Below are 19,171 nucleotides of genomic sequence, written 5' to 3'. Positions count from 1 at the left end.
GCGAGGTTATCTAGGCGGTGTCGTCCTGCAGGACCGTGGAGACTGACAGCAGGTGGTTGAGGAGCGCTTTTTCCGGCTCCCCGGGATTGTTGGCCACGTGCCTGCGGAGTTGCTCCCGAACCGGAGCCTCGCCCGGCTCGGTTTCCGAGAGAATCGCATCGATGATGGCGGATACCTGACGGCGCAACGGCTCCAGATCCTCATGCGTTTCGGGGCTGCGGGCGGCGTGCCGCGTGCGCGTCTCGGTAGACAACAACAAGTGTGGCATGGTGCTCTCCTGCGGAGTTAGTAGTATCCCCACGTACTGACCAATAGAGTCCTAGTCCCCGAGTCTCGATCTTAGCTCAGGGAGACCAGTCTGTCTCGTGTAGCGGTAAGATAATTTCGATGTCTGTTTCAACCAAATCCCAGGCTGCGTCTCCGCCCCCAGGTGCGGGCGGCGGTGGCGTTCCTGCGTCCGGCGGTGACATCAACGCCGGTGCTGCTGAGATTACCGGGATCCGTGAGCGCATTTTGGACGTTGCGTACGAATTGTTTTCGCGTCGCGGCGTGCGGGATGTGGGCATCAATGAGCTCATCAGCCGCTCGGGTGTGGCGAAGGCCAGCTTCTACCGGCACTTCGGCTCAAAGGACGAGCTGGTGCTGGCTTTCCTGGAGCGACGCGACCGGCAGTGGACGGTAGCCACCATCCTTTCCGAGGCCCGACGCCGGGGGCGCACCCCGGTGGAACAGTTGCTGGCCATCTTCGAGGTCTTCGCCGATTGGTTCGCGCGGGACGACTTTGAAGCCTGCTCCTTTGTGAACATTCTGCTCGAGATGGGTCCGACCCATCCGCTGGGCCGGGCAAGCATTGATTACCTCGACAAGATCCGCGGCCATGTGCAGGAGCTCGCGGAGGAGGCGGACCTGAGGGACGCCGAGGGCTTTGCCCGGTCCTGGTACATCCTGATGAAAGGCTCGATTGTCGCAGCGGCCGGGGGAGACCGGGCTGCCGCGGGCCGGGCGCGTGAGATGGCCGGGTGGCTCATTGACCACCACCAGGCCTAGCGGCTGAGGAAACTGTCGAGTTGCTGCTCGAGGGCTGAGAGGTCTTTGAGTTCGCACTCCCAAACGGTGAGCACCTCCCAGCCGGAACTTTCGAGCGCGCGGCGCTGTTCGGCGTCGCGGTTCCGGGTGCGGGTGCGCTTGGTTTCCCAGAAGTCCGCGTTGGATTTGGGCGCATGCTGTCCCACCCTGCAGTCGTGGAAATGCCAGAAGCAGCCGTTGACGAAGATGACCTTATGGCGGCTCGCGAACACGAGATCGGGATTTCCAGGCAGCCTGCCGCCGCGGGCTGTCCCGTGCAAGCGGTAGCGGTAACCCTTGGCGTGCAGCATCCTCCGGACCAGCAATTCGGGTTTGGTGTTCTTACCCCTGATGCGGGACATGTTCCAGCTGCGCCGCTCCGGGGTGAGACTGTCCGCCATTGTTTAAGTCTAGGCGGCGGCAGATTACGGGGGACTTGGCCTAAATCTCCCGTTCCGGGTGCTCGCCGAACTGGAAGTGCCGGCCGCTGACCGACGTCGGCTCTATTTCGACGTAGAAGTCCTTCAGCGTCGGCACCCAAGGTTTGAGCCCCAGCGCTTCGGCGGTTGCGATGTCCGCAGACTGCTCCAGAACACGTGCTGTGCCGCGAACCACCACCGACCACGCCTCCTCGGACAGGATGCCATCGGTCTCGAAGAGCACCTTGGAGTTGATGGTCAGCTCGGCGAGCTTGTTGCCGGGTGCCGTGCGCAAGTAGAGCTTGCGGTTACTGACGGCGTAATTCACCGGGAAAATGTCCGGTTCCCCACCCACGGTGACGACGAGCCTGCCGTGTTGTGTTCCTTCGATGAGTTTCCAAGTCTCATCCGGGGACAGGGTCAAAATCGGGCTGTTGTCTGCGTGTTCGAACATCATGGGCTCATTGTTCTGTCCCGTGTAGAAAAACGCCAGAGGCTTGCGGAATTGATTGCCGGGCTCGCAGCCCGGTTCCCGCCGCTGAATTGTCAGACCCCCTCCCTAACGTTCAGCGTGTCCGGTTTGCATCGCAGCCAGCGGCCGCCCGTCAGGGTATATGTGCCGCAGGAAGGGATGCCCCTCCGCGCCATGGGGGCGCTTGGGCCCGGACACTTCGAACTGCCAGGCGTCGCCTGGCCATGAGTATGGGGAATCATGAGTACTTTCAATTCACACGACACTGCACCCGCGGATGCGCCCACCTCCACCGTTCCGGCAATGGCCGGCGCTCCCGTTGCTCCCCGGGGCAACGGCTGGGGCGTAACCGCGCTGGTCCTCGGCATTGTGGCCGCGGTCTTCTCGTTCATCCCGGTGATGGGCGTCGTCGCCTTCGTCCTGGGGCCGCTGGCGGTTGTGTTCGGGATCATCGGTGCCACCCGCAAGTTCGCCAAGAAGGGGGCCGCCATTGCGGGCCTCGTGCTTGGCGTCGTCAGCATTGTCATTGCGGCCATCTGGATGGCGGTGTTGTCCGCTGCTGTCTCCTCGGCCGACCATGCGCTCAACTCGGAGCACAAGATCCAGTACGTGGTGACGACCAACGGCAAGGCCTCGGTCAGCTACTGGACCAGCGGCGGAACGTCCACGGAAAAGGTCAGCGCTGCCTGGAAAAAGGAGCAGGCCGTGAAGAACTCCGATTTCGTCTCCTTGGTTGTCACCGGGGATTACTCCAATGCCGCGGCAAAGGTCGGCTGCGAAATCCTGTTTGACGGTAGGTCGATCTCAAAGAACTCCGGCAGCGGCCAGGGCGCGATGGCGAGCTGCAGCGGCTCGGGCCTTGGGGTGGACAACAAGAAGTAGGACTGTGGGCCGGTTCTGGACTCCGGACCGGTTCTAAAGCTCCAGGCCGATTCTAAAACCCGGGGTGCGGCAGGGCGTTGCAGAAGATTTCTCTGCGGCGCCCTGCTTGCGTTAGGAATCGCGAGGGTGTGTAGCGGCCGGCGATGATGCCCTTGCAGCGTGCCATGTGGGGCTGTTGATTCCCCAGAGGCGGGTGCTTCAGGAGTGAATGGAGGCCCTGTGGATAACCCTTACGGCGAGAGTGCGGTGTCAGTTACCCTTAGGCATTGTTTGGATTCAGGCGTCTTGATTTCTATCGGGGGATTAGCTGAACATGACATCTCGCACTCCAATCGCCAGCCGTCGGCTCGCCGCCGCGGCCGCCCTCTTCACCGCTGTTGCCCTCATCGGGACGGCTTGCACCGGAAGCCAGGCGGCACCGAGTTCCTCTCCGAGTGGTGCGTCGATCAGCCCATCGACTTCACCCACCGCCAGTGCCACCGCGACGCCGACGCCGACCGCCAGCTACAAGCCCGCAGATGCCAAGGGCAGGGCCCAGAACGTCCCGGTGCCGGTGTTGCCGGCGGTGGCGAAGACGAAGACGAAGGCGGGTGCAATTGCGTTCGCCAAGCACTGGTTTAGTCTGCTGAGCTACGGATACGAAACGGGCGATTTACGACCCTTAAATAGCGTCACCTCTGATAACTGTGAACCGTGCGCAAAGGCGAAAGCGGTCATAAATGCCTGGCACACGGAGGGGCGCTGGCTGGTGGGTGGTGTGGTAACCACGCCATCGGTCTCAACTGAATTCGTCCAAGGCCCCAATATGACTTACCAAGTTGCCGTGCAGGCCCACCAAACGCCCCTTACCTATATGCGAAAAGACGGCAGCGTCGCTCGCCGCGGCTCGCAGCCGGATGACACCGGAAATCTCCTATTTGTCGCCTTTGAGGCAGGGGCATGGAAACTCGCTGACATTGGCAGAATCGTCGGGTGAAACGTGGACGCGGCGGTTAGTTATAGGATGTGGATAACGGCGGCACTGGTGTCGGCACTCACGACATTGTGCATGAGTGCCGCTGCCTCGTCCGCGGACCCGGACATATTCGGGGACTGGCGGCCCGATGGTGTCCATGTCGATGGGTGGAGCTGGGACGAGGCCGCCAGAAAGTTCGTGCATCAGGAGCCCGGCACCGTCTCAAGCGATCCTTTCCAGTACAAGTACGAACTCCAATGCCATCTCGGCGGTGGCGACTTCGACGCTGACTGCCTGGCGACCGTGTTGGAATGCAAGAACGGGCCCGGCGGCAAGGACGGAATTCCCGTCACCTGGTTCAAGGCTCCCGCCGGGGTACCTAATCCGGTCTGGAGTTACCATTCCGGGCCGACGTGCCTGTTTGATGCGCGACCCGAAGAGTTGTTGCCCCGCATCGCGGCCATGATCCAAACAGAGTTCCAGAAACTGCCGATCGCTGCCGGCCGCGTGACAGCACAGCCCAGCCCTCATACGCTGCGGGGCGCCGAGACGAATTTCTTCGCCGAAGCCGCAGAGCAGCAGTTCGACATCAAGATCCTGGCCCAGGATGTCCACGTCGACGCCAAACCCGTTCAATACGCCTGGAACTATGGTGACGGCACCACGCTGGGCCCACAGAACTCGGCCGGCGGGCCACTGCCGCAGGATCGTTGGGGCGAAAAGACCGCCACCAGCCATATCTACACCCGCACCGGAGACTTTTCGGTTGCGCTGAGCACGTACTTTCAAGGGACCTACTCCGTCAATGGCGGACCAGCATTGCCGATTCCGGGTCAAGGACAATTCAGCTCCCCGCCTCAGACAATCAGCGTCTGGCGCTCCATCACACGCAACTATGCCGACGACTGTCTGCAGAATCCAGAAGGTCAGGGTTGCCCGGGCGCGCCCCCGCCCGCGCCTTGAACAAGCGCGTGATTCGAGTCTCAACCGGAATAGTTGCAGACGCTGGATTGCTGTTGCCAGTGGACACAATCCACCGCGAAAGGAACCGCGCATGCTGTTTTCCCAAATGACACTCGGCCAGCTGGAACTTCCCAACCGACTCGTGATGGCGCCACTCACCCGACTCCGGTCAGGCAAGGAAGGCGTCCCCGGACCGCTCGTCGTCGAGCACTACCGGCAGCGCGCCTCGCTCGGCCTGATTGTCAGCGAAGGCACCTACCCCAGCCCGGCCGGACGGGGTTTCCCGGGCCAGCCCGGCTTGGTCACTGAGGAACAGCTCAGGGGCTGGTCCGACGTCACCGCCGCCGTACACGCCGAGGGCGGCAGGATCTTCGCCCAGGTCATGCACGCGGGACGCGTCACGCATGAGGACACCACCGGTGGACACGAAGTTGTCGCGCCGAGCGCCATCGCCATCGACGGCGAGACCCGCACCTACGAAGGCAAGCAGGCCTTCCCGGTTCCCCGCGCCCTGACCACAGACGAGCTGCCCGCAATCCGGGAAGAGTTCGTTCGGGCCTCCCGCAACGCGGTCGAGGCTGGCTTCGACGGCGTCGAACTTCACTCTGCCAATGGCTACCTGCTGCACGAATTCCTGACCCCGGCTGCGAACCAGCGCGACGACATCTACGGCGGTTCATCCGAAAACCGCGCCCGGTTCGTCATCGAAGTCGTCCAGGCTGTCGTCGATGCCATCGGCGCGGACCGCGTCGGCATCCGCATCTCGCCCGAGCACAACGTGCAGGGTGCCCTGGAGTTGGACGCCGCTGACGTGCGTGAAACCTATGGCTACCTGGTGGACGCCCTGGCTCCGCTGAAGCTGGCTTACCTCAGCGTGCTCCACAAGGAGCCTACGAGCGAGTTGGTTCAGGAACTTCGCAAGCGCTTCGATGGAACCTTCCTGCTGAACACCGGCTTCGGCGTCGTCACCACTCGCGACGAGGCCAAGGCCTTGGTCTCGGACGGATACGCCGACGCGGTGGTCGTGGGACGCCCCGCCATCGCCAACCCGGATCTGGTCCGTCGCTGGCGCGAAGGCCTCCCCGTCAACGAACCCGACGCGTCGACGTTCTACGCTGACGGCGCCGAGGGCTACACCGACTACCCGGTCTACCAGAACTAGGAGCGGATGGCCGGCCTAGTCACGGCCGGACCTGCCCAACAGATCACGCCAACAGTGGACAGAATCCCATTCTGTCCACTGTTGGCGTTTAAGGATGGGCATGTTCCGTGGCGCGGTTTGAAGGCTATGGGCATGTCCGGTGGCGCACCTCAAGGTTGGGCATGTCCCCTAGGAAACCGCGGACACGGACCTCTGGCAGAGGCCGATGAAGCCGCCCAGCTGTTCCAGGCCTTCCGGATGAGCGGGCAGGTAGTTGGTCAGCTCCGGGGCGCGGACGATGACCGCGCGCCATTGCCCGCGAGACACGGCCACATTGATCCGGTTCCGGGAGAGCAGGAATTCCATGCCCCGCGGTGCCTCAGCCACCGCCGAACACGCCATTGACACGATCACCACGGCAGCCTCCTGTCCCTGGAACTTGTCCACGGTCCCAACCCTGACGCCGGTCAAACCAGCCCGGTCCAAGGCTTCGCGGATGAGGTTCACCTGGGCGTTGTAGGCAGCCACCACGAGGACGTCCGCAGCAGCGAGGGGACGCGACCCCTCCTCGGTGTGCCACAGCAGACCCAGATGGCGTCGCACCTGCCGGACGACTTCGGCGGCCTCCTCGGGGGACGACGTCGTGTTGCCTTCGTGCGAAACCATCAGCGTTTCGATTCCAGCTGGAACGCCGTCCAGGTGCCTCCGGTCGGCTGACGGAGCTGACCGAAGCCGGCCCTCGTACGACAGTTCGGAAACAGCCATGCACAGCTCGGAGTTCATCCGCCACGAGTCGGCCAGGAAATAGCCAAGCTCCGCCGGGAGCGTGGCATGCCCGGCGGAGATCCAGCCGAGGGCCGACTCGTCCACCGGTTCGGGATGCTTGCCCTGGCTGACCTGGGGGAGCTGCTGCGGGTCCCCAAGAAGCAGCAGCCGCGTGCTGGACTGGGCGACCGCGAGCGTGTTGGCCAGCGAGAATTGCCCGGCCTCATCGATCACCAGCAGATCCAGGGAGCCAGCCGGGACGTTGGCGCCGGTCATGGTCCACGCCGTACCGCCGACCAGCGCCCCGCCGGGCGAGCCGAGCAGGGCAGCAACGTCCCTGCCGGTCCGCGCCTGCCACGGCAAGGGATTCTCGTGCTTCACGTCTTTCGCCACCAGGTCCGGTTTGACCCCGGCCTTGGTGACCGCCGTGGTCAGTAGGTTCTCCACCACGGCATGGGACTGGCCGACCACCCCCACCTTCCAGCCGCGGGCTACGAGCCGGGCGATGACATGGGAGCCCACATAGGTCTTCCCGGTGCCCGGGGGGCCCTGCACGGCCAGGTAGGAGTGGTCGAGTGCCAGGACCGCCGTCGTGATGGCATCGACGAAGCGGTCCGGACCATCGCCCGGCTGCGGCAGCGGCGCGCCGCCGGTCAGCCGCGGCGGCAAACGCCGGACAAGGTCGAGGGCGGGGTGGCGGGGGATGGAACCGGACCGCAAGCCGTCGGCCACCAGTTCAGCGAGCGACTCCAGCGACTGCTCCAGGCTCTTGGTGGCGAGCGGCTGGTCCTCGGTCAGCGCGATGGGCACCTCGTCGTGGGGCGCTACGTTGCGGTGCAGCCGGTCCCGGATGACGACGGTGTCCTTGCCGTCCTCGTGGCCAAGTTCCAGCACCTCCGTACCGAACCAGCCGTTCCGGCCGGAGCTGCTCTTGCCGGTGCCCTCCAGGCCGCCGGGAAGCGGATGACCGTACATGCGGAACCATTTGCTGCCTTCGCGCAGGTCCGAGCCTGGGCTCACGGTGCCGGTCAGCCGGATCTGCCGCTCGGGCAGCTTCCGGCCCTCTTGTTGCCAGTCGCCCAGAATTTCGGCGGTATCAACGAGGAAAACATTCCGGTCCCGCTCGTGCGTGTCCGGTCCGTACTCACATCGGTCGAAGTGCGCCCACCAGAAGGACTTACGCTCCCGGCGGTGATAGCTCACCGCCGCAGCCAGCATCGCGACGGCCTTTCGGTCCTCCTCGGGCAGGCCGCTCCCGGGTTCGGCATAAGCCAGCAGCGCCAGCTCTGCCGGGGCAGGTGCGGCAGCTGCGGTTGGGGAGCCTGCGTCGGGTCCCGGACCGCCTGACCCGGACCCGCCGCCGGGCCCGCCTGAACCCGGACCGCCCGACCCGGACCCGCCGCCGGGCCCGCCGTCGTCCCCGCCTGAACCCGGGCCGCCTGACCCGGAGCCGCCGCCGGGCTCGATCCCGCGTTCCTTGGCCCGCTGGAGCAGCCAGTTCCGCAGCTCCAACGTCGAGAGGCAGTCGTATTCGTTGTAATCGGAGATGCCGGCCAGGATCCTCGCCGCGTCCTCGGCCCGGCCGGCGTCGCGCGCCTCGCAGTAGTGGGCGTACGCCACCACGGAGGCTCCGGCGTCCTTGACGTCGCCGGAGCGGAGGTTCGTGCCCATGTACAGCGGCTCGAGCTTTTTGATGCTGTACGAATTTTCGGAGATGCGGATGCTGTTCCGGACCGTCTGGTACAGGTCAATCAACAGGCCCGCGCGCAGCCACTCGTCCACAATGTCCTCGCCGGCCACATGCAGCACCGAGAGCTTGCGGAGGGCCGTCTTCTCATAGGCGGCGTAGTGGTAGACGTGCATATCGGGGTAGTCGCGCCGGCGCTTCTCCACATAGTCCAGGAAGTCCAGGAAGGCCTTTTTCTCCGCCGGCCGGCTGTGCGCCCAGAACGGCCGGAAAACCCCCGGAATCCCAGGCCCGGTCGGCGCCTCGATCACGCCGAAGAGGTACTCGAGTCCCCATACTCCGGTGGCGCTTTCCTGCCACAGTGGGTCGCCCTCGAAGTCGAAGAAGATGTCGCCCGCGCTGGGCGGGGGCAGTTCCGCCAGGGTGTTCTCCGGCAAGACGCCGTAGCGCAAGGTATGCAGCTCGCCGTCCTTGCGGTACTGGACCTCGCCGTCCGCAGCGCCGATGCCGCTTTGCATCCGGGCCTGCTCCTGCAGCCGCGAGAGCGTGGGCGTCGGCTTGGCGAGCGTCGCCTGCGCCAGCTCTGTGACGGTGTGAATGCCCAGTTCATGCAGGCTTTTGCGCTGCACGGAGTTCATCCGGGCCACAAGGAGGAGGTCATCCGTGGCCTTCACCTGCTCCTGGCAGTAGTCGCAGCGGCCGCAGGCGCTGATGCCGTCGGCACCCCAGCGGACGGCGTCGGCCTGCGCGATGTGCCCGGCCGTCAGGGCGAGGAAGCGCTCCCGCCGCTCCCGGAGCACCGGCAGGACTTCGGCGAGTTTGTGGTGGCTCCGGACGTAGTCGAAGCCGCCGTCGGCCAATTGCTCTGTGGCGCCGAGGACGAGCGTCACCGACGGGTCCACCGGGATGCCGGCTTTGAGCAGCTGGTCGCCGTAGGCGGCGAGCTGCAGCAGTGCGGTCACCTTGGCGTGGCGGGCAAGTTTCGAGTCGAACACCGCGTAGCCGCCGTCGGCCTGCCGCACCAGGAAGTCGGAGCGGCCGTGGAACTGGCCGTCGAAGAAGGCAGCCTGGAAGACGACGTCGGCCCCGGCGCGGAGCGCCTCGATGGACTCGCGGTGCTTGGCAACCAAGCTGGCGCGGTCCATTGCCGTCGCGGGAACGACGTCGTACACGCCTCGCCCGCGGACCGGGTCCCAATCGCCGAACTCGGCCACGAACCCGTCGAGGACCTTGCGCTCGTGGACGTCCCCCAGCACAGCCGCATGCTGGAGCATCTCGTCGGTGCCGAAATCTGCCTTGGGAGTGCGGCCCAGCTTCTCGTCGAGCTTTCGGAGCAACTGGTACTCGCAGCCGACGGCCACCACGAGGTCGCTCGCGGAGTAGACCAGGTCCGGCGCCGCGCCCGGTGCTTCCGGTTCAAGAAAAAACACTGCGCCCCCGTTGTACTGGCTGGTGGTTGACTCTTCTGCCAAGCTACCAAAACCCTCTGACACTAATGCGTCGAACAGTGGAACTGAACGGGCGACCGGTAGAAAGTGACCTCTGGCCGAAGGCGTCGGAGCGGCGTAAGGTCGAGAAGACCATGACCGAACAGCAACCTTATGAGCTGGTTCGCAGCTACCCGCACTTCGAACTGCGCCGCTATCCTGCCTACGTCGTGGCCGAGGTACGCGTCCGCGCGACCTTTGACCGCGCCGGAAACGCTGCTTTCCGGCACCTCTTCAACTACATCGCCGGCAGTAACAGCGCCAGTCAGAAGCTGGCGATGACTGCCCCGGTGATCCAAGGGAGTGAAACCCAAGGCCCGGGAAGCCAGGGCAGCGGCGCCTCGCAGAAGCTGGCCATGACCGCTCCGGTGATCCAAAGCGGGGCGTTGCCGGGAAGCGAGGCGCCGGCCGATTTTGTGGTTGCCTTCGTTCTGCCGGCCGGTGTGACCGCTGAGTCGGCACCGGTTCCAACGAACCCGGACGTCAAAATCAGGGCGGTAGCGGGCTCGCTGGCCGCCGCCTTGCGTTTCTCCGGAAACAGCTCGGCGGCAGCCTTTGCACGGCGCAACGACGGCCTGCAGGCGGCACTGGCCCTCGCGGGACTAACCGCAGTGGGGCCGCCCCGGTTCGCCCGCTTTGATCCGCCGTTCAAGCCGTGGTTCCTGCGCCGCAACGAGGTTGTGCAGGACGTACAGGAGCCTGCTGCCGCAGCGGGGACGCCCGGCGCCTGAGCTGTTAAGGCAAAATGGGAGGGGTGAGCCAACTCCCGCAGCACCCCGCCGTATCCTCCCCGGTCGAGACCCAGATCGCCGCCGAGCTCGGCGTGAAACCCTGGCAGGTGAAAGCCGCTGTGGAGTTGCTCGACGCCGGATCCACGGTCCCCTTCATCGCCCGCTACCGCAAGGAAGCCACCGGGACGCTGGACGACACCCAGCTCCGAACCCTTGAGGAGCGGCTGCGCTACCTACGCGAGCTGGAGGACCGCCGCCGGACCGTCCTTGAAGCGATCGCCGCGCAGGGGGCGCTGACCCCGGAACTGCAGGCCGCCGTCGTCGCTGCGGACACCAAGTCGCGGCTGGAAGACATCTACCTGCCGTTCAAGTCGAAACGGCGCACCAAGGCCCAGATAGCCCGCGAGGCCGGCCTCGAGCCCCTCGCGGACACGCTGCTGCGGCGCCCGGAGCTGGACCCGGACCGCGAAGCTGCCCGCTACCTCAACGCCGAACATGCCATCGGGGACGCCGCCGCGGCGCTGGCCGGAGCCCGGTCCATCCTGGTCGAGCGCGTCGCCCAGGACGCTGACCTTGCCGCCACGCTGCGTGAGCGGCTCTGGACGCAGGGCCGGATGGTTTCGCGCGTCAAGAAGGGCAAGGAAGCCGAGGGGCAGAAGTTCAAGGACTACTTCGAGTTCTCCCAGGCCCCTTCCGGGATGCCCTCGCACCGGGTCCTCGCGCTGCTGCGCGGCGAAAAGGACGGTGTGCTGGAGCTGGATCTCAGTGAGGCGGAACCGAACGACGACGCCGCCCTGGCCGCCGCCCGCGGCCGGTATGAAGCCGCCGTGGCCAGGTTCCTCGGGGTCGCCGACCGAGGCCGGCCCGCCGACGCCTGGCTGCTTCAGACCGCGCAGCAGGCCTGGCGCTCCCGGGTCCTCAGCCGCCTGAGCGGGGATCTGCGCAGCCGGATGTTCGCCGCGGCGGAGGACGAGGCAGTGCGGGTGTTTGCGGCCAACCTCCGGGACGTGCTGCTGGCTGCCCCGGCCGGCAACCGTGCCACCTTGGGCTTGGACCCCGGGCTGCGCACAGGCGTGAAAGTCGCCGTGGTCGACGGAACCGGCAAGGTGGTCGCGACGGACACGGTCTACCCGCACGCTCCGGTACGGAAATGGGACGAGGCTCTGCGCACGCTCGTGGCGTTGGCCCGGAAGCACGGCGTTGAACTGGTGGCGATCGGCAACGGCACGGCATCTAGGGAGACGGACAAGCTCGCGGCGGAGCTGATCAAACAGCTCGGCGCGGAGGCTGGCCGCGCCCCGCAGAAGCTCGTGGTCTCCGAAGCCGGAGCGTCCGTGTACTCGGCGTCGGCGCTTGCCGCGGCCGAACTGCCCGGGATGGATGTGTCGCTGCGCGGCGCGGTCTCGATTGCCCGGCGGCTGCAGGATCCGCTCGCGGAACTGGTGAAGATCGAGCCGAAGTCGATCGGCGTCGGACAGTACCAGCACGACGTGACCGCAGCGAAGCTGGACCGCAGCCTCGACGCCGTGGTCGAGGACTGCGTCAACGCCGTGGGGGTGGACGTCAATACCGCCTCACCCGCGCTGCTGAGCCGGGTTGCCGGCGTCGGTCCGCTGCTGAGCGAGAACATCGTGGCGTACCGGAACGAACACGGCCCGTTCGCCAAGCGCAGCGAGCTGAAGAAGGTGCCCCGGCTGGGCGCTAAGGCTTTTGAACAGTGCGCTGGCTTCCTGCGCATTAGCGGGGGAGCGGAGCCGCTGGACGCCTCCAGCGTGCATCCGGAGGCCTACCCGCTGGCGCGCAAGATCAAGGCCGCAGCCGACGCCGGCGGCGCCCTGGCCACGCTGAACCCGCAGGGCTTCGTGGACGGCTCGTTCGGCCTGCCCACCGTCCGGGACATCATCGCCGAGCTGGAAAAACCCGGACGGGACCCGCGGCCCGAATTCGCAGCGGCGACGTTCCTGGAAGGTATTGAGAAGATCTCCGACCTTAAACCGGGCATGGTGCTGGAGGGCACGGTCACGAACGTTGCCGCGTTCGGTGCGTTCGTTGACGTCGGCGTGCACCAGGACGGGCTGGTGCATGTCTCCGCGCTCGCCAACCGCTTCGTCTCCGACCCGCGCGAGGTGGTGAAGTCCGGCCAGGTGGTTCGGGTCAAGGTGCTGGAGGCGGACCCGGAACGGAAGCGCATCTCGCTGACGCTGAGGCTCGACGACGAACCGGGCGCGGCAGCAGGGCGTACGGGTTCCGGTGGGAGGCCGGCCCCCGGCGGACGGCCCGCGACGCAGCAGCCGCGCCCGGGAGGGAAACGACCCGGGGCCGGTCAGGCCGGGGCGAGTCAGGGCGCAGCAGCAGCGCCCAAGGCAGCAGCCAAGGCCGCGCCCAAGCCTGCGCCGGCCAACACGGCGATGGCGGAGGCGCTCCGCAGGGCCGGACTCGGAAACTAGACCGACTCGCCAATTACCGTTCAGCGCGGATTCCCTACCGCTTGGCGCTCGAATGGTACGTTTGCTGACGATTTGCACCATGATTGCCGGAGGCAACTGCCCATCATTTAGGGCTTTAGCCTCTAGATCACTGGGACATCGACGTCGTCAGACAAGCAAGGGGAGCAGTAATGGGTTGGCTGGACCGTGAACGAACCATCGCCCCGCCGGGGTTCAACCGGTGGCTCGTGCCGCCCGCGGCGCTCGCCGTCCACCTGTGCATCGGCCAGGCGTACGCGACGAGTGTTTACAAAACCGCCCTGGTCAAGCACTTCGGCGCCAGCCTGACCGAGATCGGCGTGATCTTCTCGATCGCAATCGTGATGCTCGGCCTGTCCGCCGCGATCATGGGCACCTGGGTGGACAAGAACGGCCCTCGCAAGGCGATGTTCACCTCGGCCATGTTCTGGGCCAGCGGCTTCCTGATCGGCTCCCTCGGCATCTTCACGCACCAGCTGTGGCTCGTCTACCTTGGCTACGGCGTAGTCGGCGGCATCGGCCTGGGCATCGGCTACATCTCGCCGGTGTCCACCCTGATCAAGTGGTTCCCGGACCGGCCCGGACTCGCCACCGGCATGGCCATCATGGGCTTCGGCGGCGGCGCGCTGATCGCCAGCCCTGTCTCCACCGCCCTGCTCAAGGCATACGACCCGAACTCGAGCGCGCAGGGCTGGGTGGCCAGCGGCGACTCGGTCGGCAAGCTCTTCCTGACCCTCGCCGTCGTCTACCTCGCGTACATGCTCTTCGGCGCCTTCACCATCAAGGTCCCCGCCGATGGCTGGAAGCCCGCCGGCTTCGACCCCGCCAAGGTCAAGGCGTCCAAGCTGGTCACCACGGACAACGTCTCGGCCAAGAACGCCGTCAAGACCAAACAGTTCTGGCTGGTCTGGATTGCCCTGTTCTGCAACGTCACCGCCGGCATCGGCATCCTGGAGCAGGCCGCACCGATGATCCAGGACTTCTTCCGGAAGTCCGACGGCGCGTCCCTGGTCAGCGCCGGTGTCGCCGCCGGCTTCGTGGGGCTGCTCTCCATCGGCAACATGGCCGGACGCTTCGCCTGGTCCGCCACCTCCGACCTGACCGGCCGCAAGCGCATCTACATGGTCTACCTCGGCGTCGGCGCGGTACTCTACACGGTGCTGGCGCTGGCCGGTTCCTCCACCACTTTCCTCTACGTGGCGCTCGCGTTCTTCATCATTTCCTTCTACGGCGGCGGCTTTGCCACGGCTCCGGCCTACCTGCGGGACCTCTTCGGTACCTTCCAGGTCGGCGCCATCCACGGACGGCTGCTGACCGCCTGGTCCGCTGCCGGCGTCGCCGGACCGCTGATCGTCAACGCGTTCCTGGACGCCCAGGGCAAGCCCGGCCAGCTGAACGCCGCGTCGTACCAGCCGGCATTGCTGACCATGGTCGCGCTCCTCGTGGTCGGCTTCGTGGCCAACCTCCTGGTCAAGCCGGTCGACGCACGATTCCACGAACCACGACCGGACCGCGAGCGGTCGGCCGAACCCGCCATGGAGGCCTGAGATGAGCACAGCACACAACCCCGGCGCACAGGCCGCAGTCAAAGCGTCCACCGGCAAACTGGCGGTGGCGTGGGCCCTCGTCGGCGTGCCGCTGGCCTACGGGGTCTACGAGACCCTGACCCGCGTGGCGGCGCTGTTCGGCTGATCCATGACCTTCACCGCGCCTGAGCAGTTCACCACCCGGCCCACCCTGCAGGGCACCTTCGGGATGAGTGCATCCACGCATTGGATCGCGACGGCGGCGGCGCAGGCGGTGCTCGAACGCGGTGGTAACGCGTTCGACGCCGCCACAGCCGGCGCGTTCGTGCTGCACGTCGTGGAGCCCCACCTCAACGGCCCCGGCGGGGACATGACCGGCGTCTTTGTGACGGCGTCGGACCCCGGGACGCCGGTGGTGCTGATGGGCCAGGGGCCAGCGCCGGCCGCGGCCACGGTGGAGCACTACCGGTCCGAAGGACTGGACCTCGTGCCGGGCTCGGGGGCGCTGGCCGCCGCGGTGCCCGCCGCCGTCGACGCCTGGTTCCTGTTGTTGCGCGACCACGGCAGCTGGGAGCTGGAAGCGGTGCTGGACTTCGCGATCGGCTACGCGCGCGACGGTCATCCGATGCTGGGCCGCGTCGGCACCACGATTGCCACGGTGGCGGAGCTGTTCCAGGAGCACTGGCCCAGTTCGGCGGCGCTCTGGATGCCCGGCGGCAGAATCCCGGCCGAAGGCGAAGTGGTGCGCAATCCGGCTTACGCCCGGACGCTGGAAAGGCTCATCGAAGCCGGCACGGCGCTGGGCCCTGGCGGCTCCCGGGAGGCGCGCATCGACGCGGCCCGGCGGGAATGGCGCGAAGGATTCGTCGCCCGCGCCATGGCCGACTCCGTGCAGACCCCGCACCGGCACTCATCCGGGACGGACCACCGGGGCGTCCTGGCGTTGTCCGACCTGGCCGGTTTCGAGGCCAGCTATGACGAGGCCGCCACCGTGGAGTTCCGCGGGCACACAATCGCCAAGACCGGGCCGTGGGGGCAGGGGCCGGCGCTACTGCAGACCCTGGCCATCCTCGACGGGTTCGAAGACCAATACCTTGATCCATCCACCGAGCTCGGGGCGCACACGATCCTGGAGGCCCAGAAGCTCGCGCTGGCTGACCGCGAGGCGTACTACGGAGACACGGACGTGCCGCTGGAGTACCTGTTGTCCGAGGACTACTGCGCAAGCCGCCGGGAGCTCATCACCGAGCAGGCGTCACACGACTTCCGGCCGGGGAAGGTCCCCGGGCGCGAGCCCTACGTGCCGCAACTGCGGACCGAGTACACGCCGCCGGCCCTGGTTCGCAGCGGCGCCGGGTCCGCTCCGGCGGCACTGGGCGTGGGTGAGCCGACCGTTGCGCCGAGCGGGGAGACCCGCGGCGACACTTGCCACATCGACGTCGTGGACCGCTGGGGCAACATGGTTTCGGCTACACCGTCCGGGGGCTGGCTGCAGTCCTCGCCCGCGATTCCGGAGCTGGGCTTCTGCCTGGGCACCCGCCTGCAGATGACCTGGCTGGAGCCCGGCACACCGTCCACCCTCACACCGGGCAAGCGGCCCCGCACCACCTTGACGCCGACGCTGGTGCTCCGCGGCGGTCGGGCGGTGACCGCGCTGGGCTCGCCCGGCGGAGACCAGCAGGACCAGTGGCAACTGCCTTACCTGCTGCGGACAATCGTGGGCGGCTACTCCCCGCAGCAGGCCATCGACGCGCCGACGTTCCATACGACGTCGATGCCCGGTTCGTTCTGGCCGCGCACCTGGGAACCCGGCGGCGCGGTGGTCGAAGAGCGGCTGGGTGAGGACGTGATCGAGGGGCTCAAGCGCCGAGGCCATGTTGTGACCGTGGCCGGCGGCTGGACCCTCGGCCGGCTGTCCGCCGTCGTGCGGGATCCTGCGACGGGAGTGCTGCAGGCTGCCGCCAATCCGCGGGGCGCCCAAGGGTACGCAGCAGGGCGGTAACGCCAGGGCGACTCGAGGCGGGCGCTGGCGGCCTTTGGCGGGACAACAATTGCCCGTCCGCATCCATGCTTAGATTATTTGGTGAATAGAACCAGCCGCGTCCCAGTAATCGTGGGATTGCTTGCCTTTCTCTATTCAATGGTTGGAGTGTCCGTCCCGAGCTTCTGGACTGACGAGGCAGCCACCGTGAGCGCGGTCAACCGGGACTTTCCCGAGCTTTTGACCATGCTCGGAAAAGTGGATGCGGTTCACGGTGTCTACTACATGCTGATGTATGGCTGGACCAGAATATTTGGGCTTTCCGAATTGTCCCTGCGCACACCCAGCCTGATCGCGGTGGCGGTGGCCGCCGGACTGCTGATGGCTCTCGGCCGCAGGCTGGGAGGGACCGCCTATGGCGTGAGCGCTGCGTTCATTTTCGTCATCTTGCCCAGGGTGCAATACGTGGCCACGGATGCCCGCTCGTACGCCATGACCGTGCTGGGCGCGGTGCTGGCAAGCTACCTGCTGGTGCTGATCCGCGCATCCCCGTCCAAATTGCGCTGGCTCTGGTACGGCCTCACCGGCCTGCTGACCGTCAGCCTGTCGTTTTACGCCGTGCTGGTGGTGGCGGCCCACGGGGTCACCCTGCTCGTGGACGGTCGTCTCCGCAAGCAATGGCGAGGCATGGCACTGGCTTCGATCGGTTGGCTGGCGCCGGCAGCTATTGTCGCCGCCATCGCCTCTAGGCAACAATTCCAAATAGCCTGGGTGCCTCCGATCGGCGAGTCCACCCCATATGAGGTCGCCTTCGTCCAATTTTTCAGCGACGCCTATTACTCCTCGGCGAACTTGCTCTCCAGCCCCAAACCGACACCGGGCGAGGATTTCTCCATGTACGGCCTGGCGGCGATTGTCTGGGTCGCTGCCCTTGCCGGCGCAATTCTGGCCCGGAGACACTTTGCAATAAAGCTGGCTTTGCCCTGGCTGGTGCTGCCGCTGGCATTGGTAATTATCGGATCGGCGATCATGGGCCGAGGTTATTACCTGCCGCGGTATGTTTCGTTCGAGCTGGCAAGCCTTCCCATGCTGGCCGCCGCGCCGCTCCTGGCCAAACCGCTGGGACGTCGTCTCCATCAGGGCTGGCTGGCCGTCCCATTGGCAGCTGTGCTGGCTGTCTCGCTGCCTTCCTATGTGGGACAGCGGACGGAGTACGGACGCATTGAGGGCGACGACTTCCGTTTCATCGCCCAGACCATCCACAAGTCTGCCCACCCCGGCGACGCCTTTGTGATTAGCAACGACCGGGACATGGCGTTCAAGGCCTACCCCGACGACTTTCAAGGCCTGAGTGACCCCACCATGGCCCGACCGGCCGCCCAGTGGGGCCGCATCTTCGACCGACGATACGACGTTAGGACGGCGAGGAATCGAATCCTCAAGTACGACACCGTCTGGGTTGTGGAAATCACCACGAAAACCAGCGCGCGCAACGCGATGGAGGCCATTGGCTACGCACCGAAGCGGCAGTTCATGGGTCCGACGACGTCTGTCACTGAGTTCCAGCGCACGCGACCCTAGGGCGATCGGGGAACCCCGCGACGACGACGGCGGGCGGCCAGGTATGTTCCGACGGTTGCGGCGGCCGGGAGGGCGAGGAAGGTTCCTGCCCCAGCTGCGCCACTGGCCGCGCCGCCGACCGCGAGGAAGCCCGTGAGCCCAATCCACCACAAAAGGGCCGCCGCGAAAACTGCGACGACGAGGGCACCACGAGCCTCCAAATGATTCGGCACGCGGGAGCCAGATTTCGAGGGATTTTGTGGACGGGTCACCGCGCCCGACGCCACAGCTGCACGATGGCGGGCGGGGTGTGAGTATCCGGGCCCGGTCGGCAGAGGAACCGCAAACGCTGCTCCCCCAACAGTGCGTCTGGTACGGCGTGCCACGAAGTAAGTTCCCAGTGTCGCCACCGCAGGTACTGCGATAAAGACAAGCAGTCCTACCCCTCTGCTGGCGGGACCGCCGACCACGACATACCCGCTCAGCCCTATCCACCAGCAGAGAGCCGCGGCGAACGCAGAAATGATCGCCAGAGCATGCGCCGAGCCGGAGCGGCTGGTCCTAAGAGACGTAAAGCTTCTGTCCCGCGTCATGGGAAGTCTCCTCTGAATCTTTAATTAAGGCCATCTGGTCGCTATCACACCACGGTTCAGCAGCTTTGATAAGGCCTGATCGCGAACGACTGAGCATGCTCCTTCGAGAACTCAGTGACATTCTGAGTCCAGAGCCGGGCCGATTTCGGCTGATAAAGCCACCAGTATGTTGATGCCCGCGTTCAGCATCTGAAGTAGTGGTTTCTTCGGGGTATCTGGGTGGGGTCGAGGTGGGGTGGTGGGATGAACCAGGGGATGCCGTTGCGGGGTTGGATGGTCCATTGTTCTTTGTGGGTCAGGTGGTGATGGTGGGAGCAGAGGAGGGTTCCRTTGTCTGCGGATGTGGTGCCGCCTTTGGACCAGTAGGTGATGTGGTGGGCTTCGCACCAGGGGGCGGGGATGGTGCAGCCGGGGAAGGTGCAGCCTTGGTCGCGGGCGGTGATGGCTTTGCGGAGGTGGGGTGGGAAGAGCCTGCTGGT

The 19,171-nt window shown here is 66.0% G+C and carries 16 protein-coding genes; 11 read left to right on the top strand and 5 right to left on the bottom strand.

All coding sequences use genetic code 11. The features are described 5' to 3' along the window. Positions 1-10: 10 nt before the first annotated feature. Positions 11-268: a hypothetical protein gene (locus AC1DK9_RS13630; protein WP_476863318.1), complete on the bottom strand. Its 258-nt coding sequence runs from the start codon at positions 266-268 to the stop codon at positions 11-13. A 119-nt stretch (positions 269-387) separates the two neighbouring features. Between AC1DK9_RS13630 and AC1DK9_RS13625 the strand changes: the two genes are divergently transcribed. Then, a complete protein-coding gene (locus tag AC1DK9_RS13625) occupies positions 388-1,047 on the top strand; it encodes a TetR/AcrR family transcriptional regulator (protein ID WP_476916256.1) in 660 nt (219 codons plus the stop codon). On the opposite strand, the gene AC1DK9_RS13620 is transcribed toward AC1DK9_RS13625, so the two are convergent. Both AC1DK9_RS13620 and AC1DK9_RS13615 read right to left on the bottom strand, forming a co-directional pair. Then, positions 1,044-1,466: a very short patch repair endonuclease gene (locus AC1DK9_RS13620; protein WP_476916255.1), complete on the bottom strand. Its 423-nt coding sequence runs from the start codon at positions 1,464-1,466 to the stop codon at positions 1,044-1,046. The two genes, AC1DK9_RS13625 and AC1DK9_RS13620, sit on opposite strands and share 4 nt — an antisense overlap. A gap of 40 nt (positions 1,467-1,506) precedes the next feature. Continuing rightward, positions 1,507-1,941, bottom strand: a complete 435-nt coding sequence (locus AC1DK9_RS13615) for a pyridoxamine 5'-phosphate oxidase family protein (protein ID WP_476916254.1) — start codon at positions 1,939-1,941, stop codon at positions 1,507-1,509. A 255-nt stretch (positions 1,942-2,196) separates the two neighbouring features. Here AC1DK9_RS13615 and AC1DK9_RS13610 point away from each other — a divergent pair, with 255 nt between their 5' ends. From AC1DK9_RS13610 to AC1DK9_RS13595, 4 genes are all read left to right on the top strand, one after another. Then, a complete protein-coding gene (locus AC1DK9_RS13610) occupies positions 2,197-2,838 on the top strand; it encodes a hypothetical protein (protein ID WP_476916253.1) in 642 nt (213 codons plus the stop codon). Positions 2,839-3,151: 313 nt separating this feature from the next. Then, on the top strand, positions 3,152-3,814 hold the full coding sequence (locus AC1DK9_RS13605) for a DUF6318 family protein (protein ID WP_476916252.1): 663 nt from the start codon (positions 3,152-3,154) through the stop codon (positions 3,812-3,814). Positions 3,815-3,886: 72 nt separating this feature from the next. Continuing rightward, positions 3,887-4,756 carry a PKD domain-containing protein gene (locus AC1DK9_RS13600; protein WP_476916251.1) on the top strand — a complete coding sequence of 290 codons (870 nt, stop codon included), beginning with the start codon at positions 3,887-3,889 and terminating at the stop codon, positions 4,754-4,756. 91 nt (positions 4,757-4,847) lie between these two features. Next, positions 4,848-5,918, top strand: coding sequence for an alkene reductase (locus tag AC1DK9_RS13595; protein WP_476916250.1), 1,071 nt, complete (start codon positions 4,848-4,850; stop codon positions 5,916-5,918). A gap of 168 nt (positions 5,919-6,086) precedes the next feature. Here the strand turns inward: AC1DK9_RS13595 and AC1DK9_RS13590 are convergent, their stop codons facing one another. After that, positions 6,087-9,779: a TM0106 family RecB-like putative nuclease gene (locus AC1DK9_RS13590; RefSeq protein ID WP_476916403.1), complete on the bottom strand. Its 3,693-nt coding sequence runs from the start codon at positions 9,777-9,779 to the stop codon at positions 6,087-6,089. 152 nt (positions 9,780-9,931) lie between these two features. On the opposite strand from AC1DK9_RS13590, the gene AC1DK9_RS13585 reads away from it, so the two are divergent. The 6 genes from AC1DK9_RS13585 to AC1DK9_RS13560 all read left to right on the top strand — a co-directional run bounded on the left by AC1DK9_RS13585 (position 9,932) and on the right by AC1DK9_RS13560 (position 18,120). Then, positions 9,932-10,567: an SOUL family heme-binding protein gene (locus tag AC1DK9_RS13585; protein WP_476916249.1), complete on the top strand. Its 636-nt coding sequence runs from the start codon at positions 9,932-9,934 to the stop codon at positions 10,565-10,567. Positions 10,568-10,590: 23 nt separating this feature from the next. Then, positions 10,591-13,014 carry a Tex family protein gene (locus AC1DK9_RS13580; RefSeq protein WP_476916248.1) on the top strand — a complete coding sequence of 808 codons (2,424 nt, stop codon included), beginning with the start codon at positions 10,591-10,593 and terminating at the stop codon, positions 13,012-13,014. Between the two features lie 170 nt (positions 13,015-13,184). Beyond that, entirely contained in the window at positions 13,185-14,579 is a 1,395-nt protein-coding gene (locus AC1DK9_RS13575; protein ID WP_476916247.1) for an OFA family MFS transporter, read from the top strand. A 1-nt stretch (position 14,580) separates the two neighbouring features. Beyond that, positions 14,581-14,724 (top strand): MFS transporter small subunit, encoded by a 144-nt coding sequence (locus AC1DK9_RS13570; RefSeq protein WP_476916246.1) that lies wholly within the window; start codon positions 14,581-14,583, stop codon positions 14,722-14,724. Positions 14,725-14,727: 3 nt separating this feature from the next. Beyond that, positions 14,728-16,560, top strand: coding sequence for a gamma-glutamyltransferase family protein (locus tag AC1DK9_RS13565; protein ID WP_476916245.1), 1,833 nt, complete (start codon positions 14,728-14,730; stop codon positions 16,558-16,560). 186 nt (positions 16,561-16,746) lie between these two features. Next, entirely contained in the window at positions 16,747-18,120 is a 1,374-nt protein-coding gene (locus AC1DK9_RS13560) for a glycosyltransferase family 39 protein (RefSeq protein WP_476916244.1), read from the top strand. A gap of 754 nt (positions 18,121-18,874) precedes the next feature. Here AC1DK9_RS13560 and AC1DK9_RS13555 read toward each other — a convergent pair. Continuing rightward, positions 18,875-19,171, bottom strand: a 297-nt coding sequence (locus tag AC1DK9_RS13555; protein ID WP_476916243.1) for an HNH endonuclease signature motif containing protein, incomplete at its 5' end; no start/stop codon positions are given.

Source organism: Arthrobacter sp. 01T414, assembly GCF_056398965.1.
This window is presented reverse-complemented; position numbering and strand designations above follow the sequence as displayed.

What these genes read in the sequence shown, in the direction of transcription:
- AC1DK9_RS13565 (WP_476916245.1), top strand. Translation starts at nt 14,728, where the DNA reads ATGACCTTCACCGCGCCTGAGCAGTTCACCACCCGGCCCACCCTGCAG.
- AC1DK9_RS13630 (WP_476863318.1), bottom strand. Translation starts at nt 268, where the DNA reads ATGCCACACTTGTTGTTGTCTACCGAGACGCGCACGCGGCACGCCGCC.
- AC1DK9_RS13605 (WP_476916252.1), top strand. Translation starts at nt 3,152, where the DNA reads ATGACATCTCGCACTCCAATCGCCAGCCGTCGGCTCGCCGCCGCGGCC.
- AC1DK9_RS13620 (WP_476916255.1), bottom strand. Translation starts at nt 1,466, where the DNA reads ATGGCGGACAGTCTCACCCCGGAGCGGCGCAGCTGGAACATGTCCCGC.
- AC1DK9_RS13625 (WP_476916256.1), top strand. Translation starts at nt 388, where the DNA reads ATGTCTGTTTCAACCAAATCCCAGGCTGCGTCTCCGCCCCCAGGTGCG.
- AC1DK9_RS13585 (WP_476916249.1), top strand. Translation starts at nt 9,932, where the DNA reads ATGACCGAACAGCAACCTTATGAGCTGGTTCGCAGCTACCCGCACTTC.
- AC1DK9_RS13610 (WP_476916253.1), top strand. Translation starts at nt 2,197, where the DNA reads ATGAGTACTTTCAATTCACACGACACTGCACCCGCGGATGCGCCCACC.
- AC1DK9_RS13595 (WP_476916250.1), top strand. Translation starts at nt 4,848, where the DNA reads ATGCTGTTTTCCCAAATGACACTCGGCCAGCTGGAACTTCCCAACCGA.
- AC1DK9_RS13570 (WP_476916246.1), top strand. Translation starts at nt 14,581, where the DNA reads ATGAGCACAGCACACAACCCCGGCGCACAGGCCGCAGTCAAAGCGTCC.
- AC1DK9_RS13615 (WP_476916254.1), bottom strand. Translation starts at nt 1,941, where the DNA reads ATGATGTTCGAACACGCAGACAACAGCCCGATTTTGACCCTGTCCCCG.
- AC1DK9_RS13575 (WP_476916247.1), top strand. Translation starts at nt 13,185, where the DNA reads ATGGGTTGGCTGGACCGTGAACGAACCATCGCCCCGCCGGGGTTCAAC.
- AC1DK9_RS13600 (WP_476916251.1), top strand. Translation starts at nt 3,887, where the DNA reads ATGAGTGCCGCTGCCTCGTCCGCGGACCCGGACATATTCGGGGACTGG.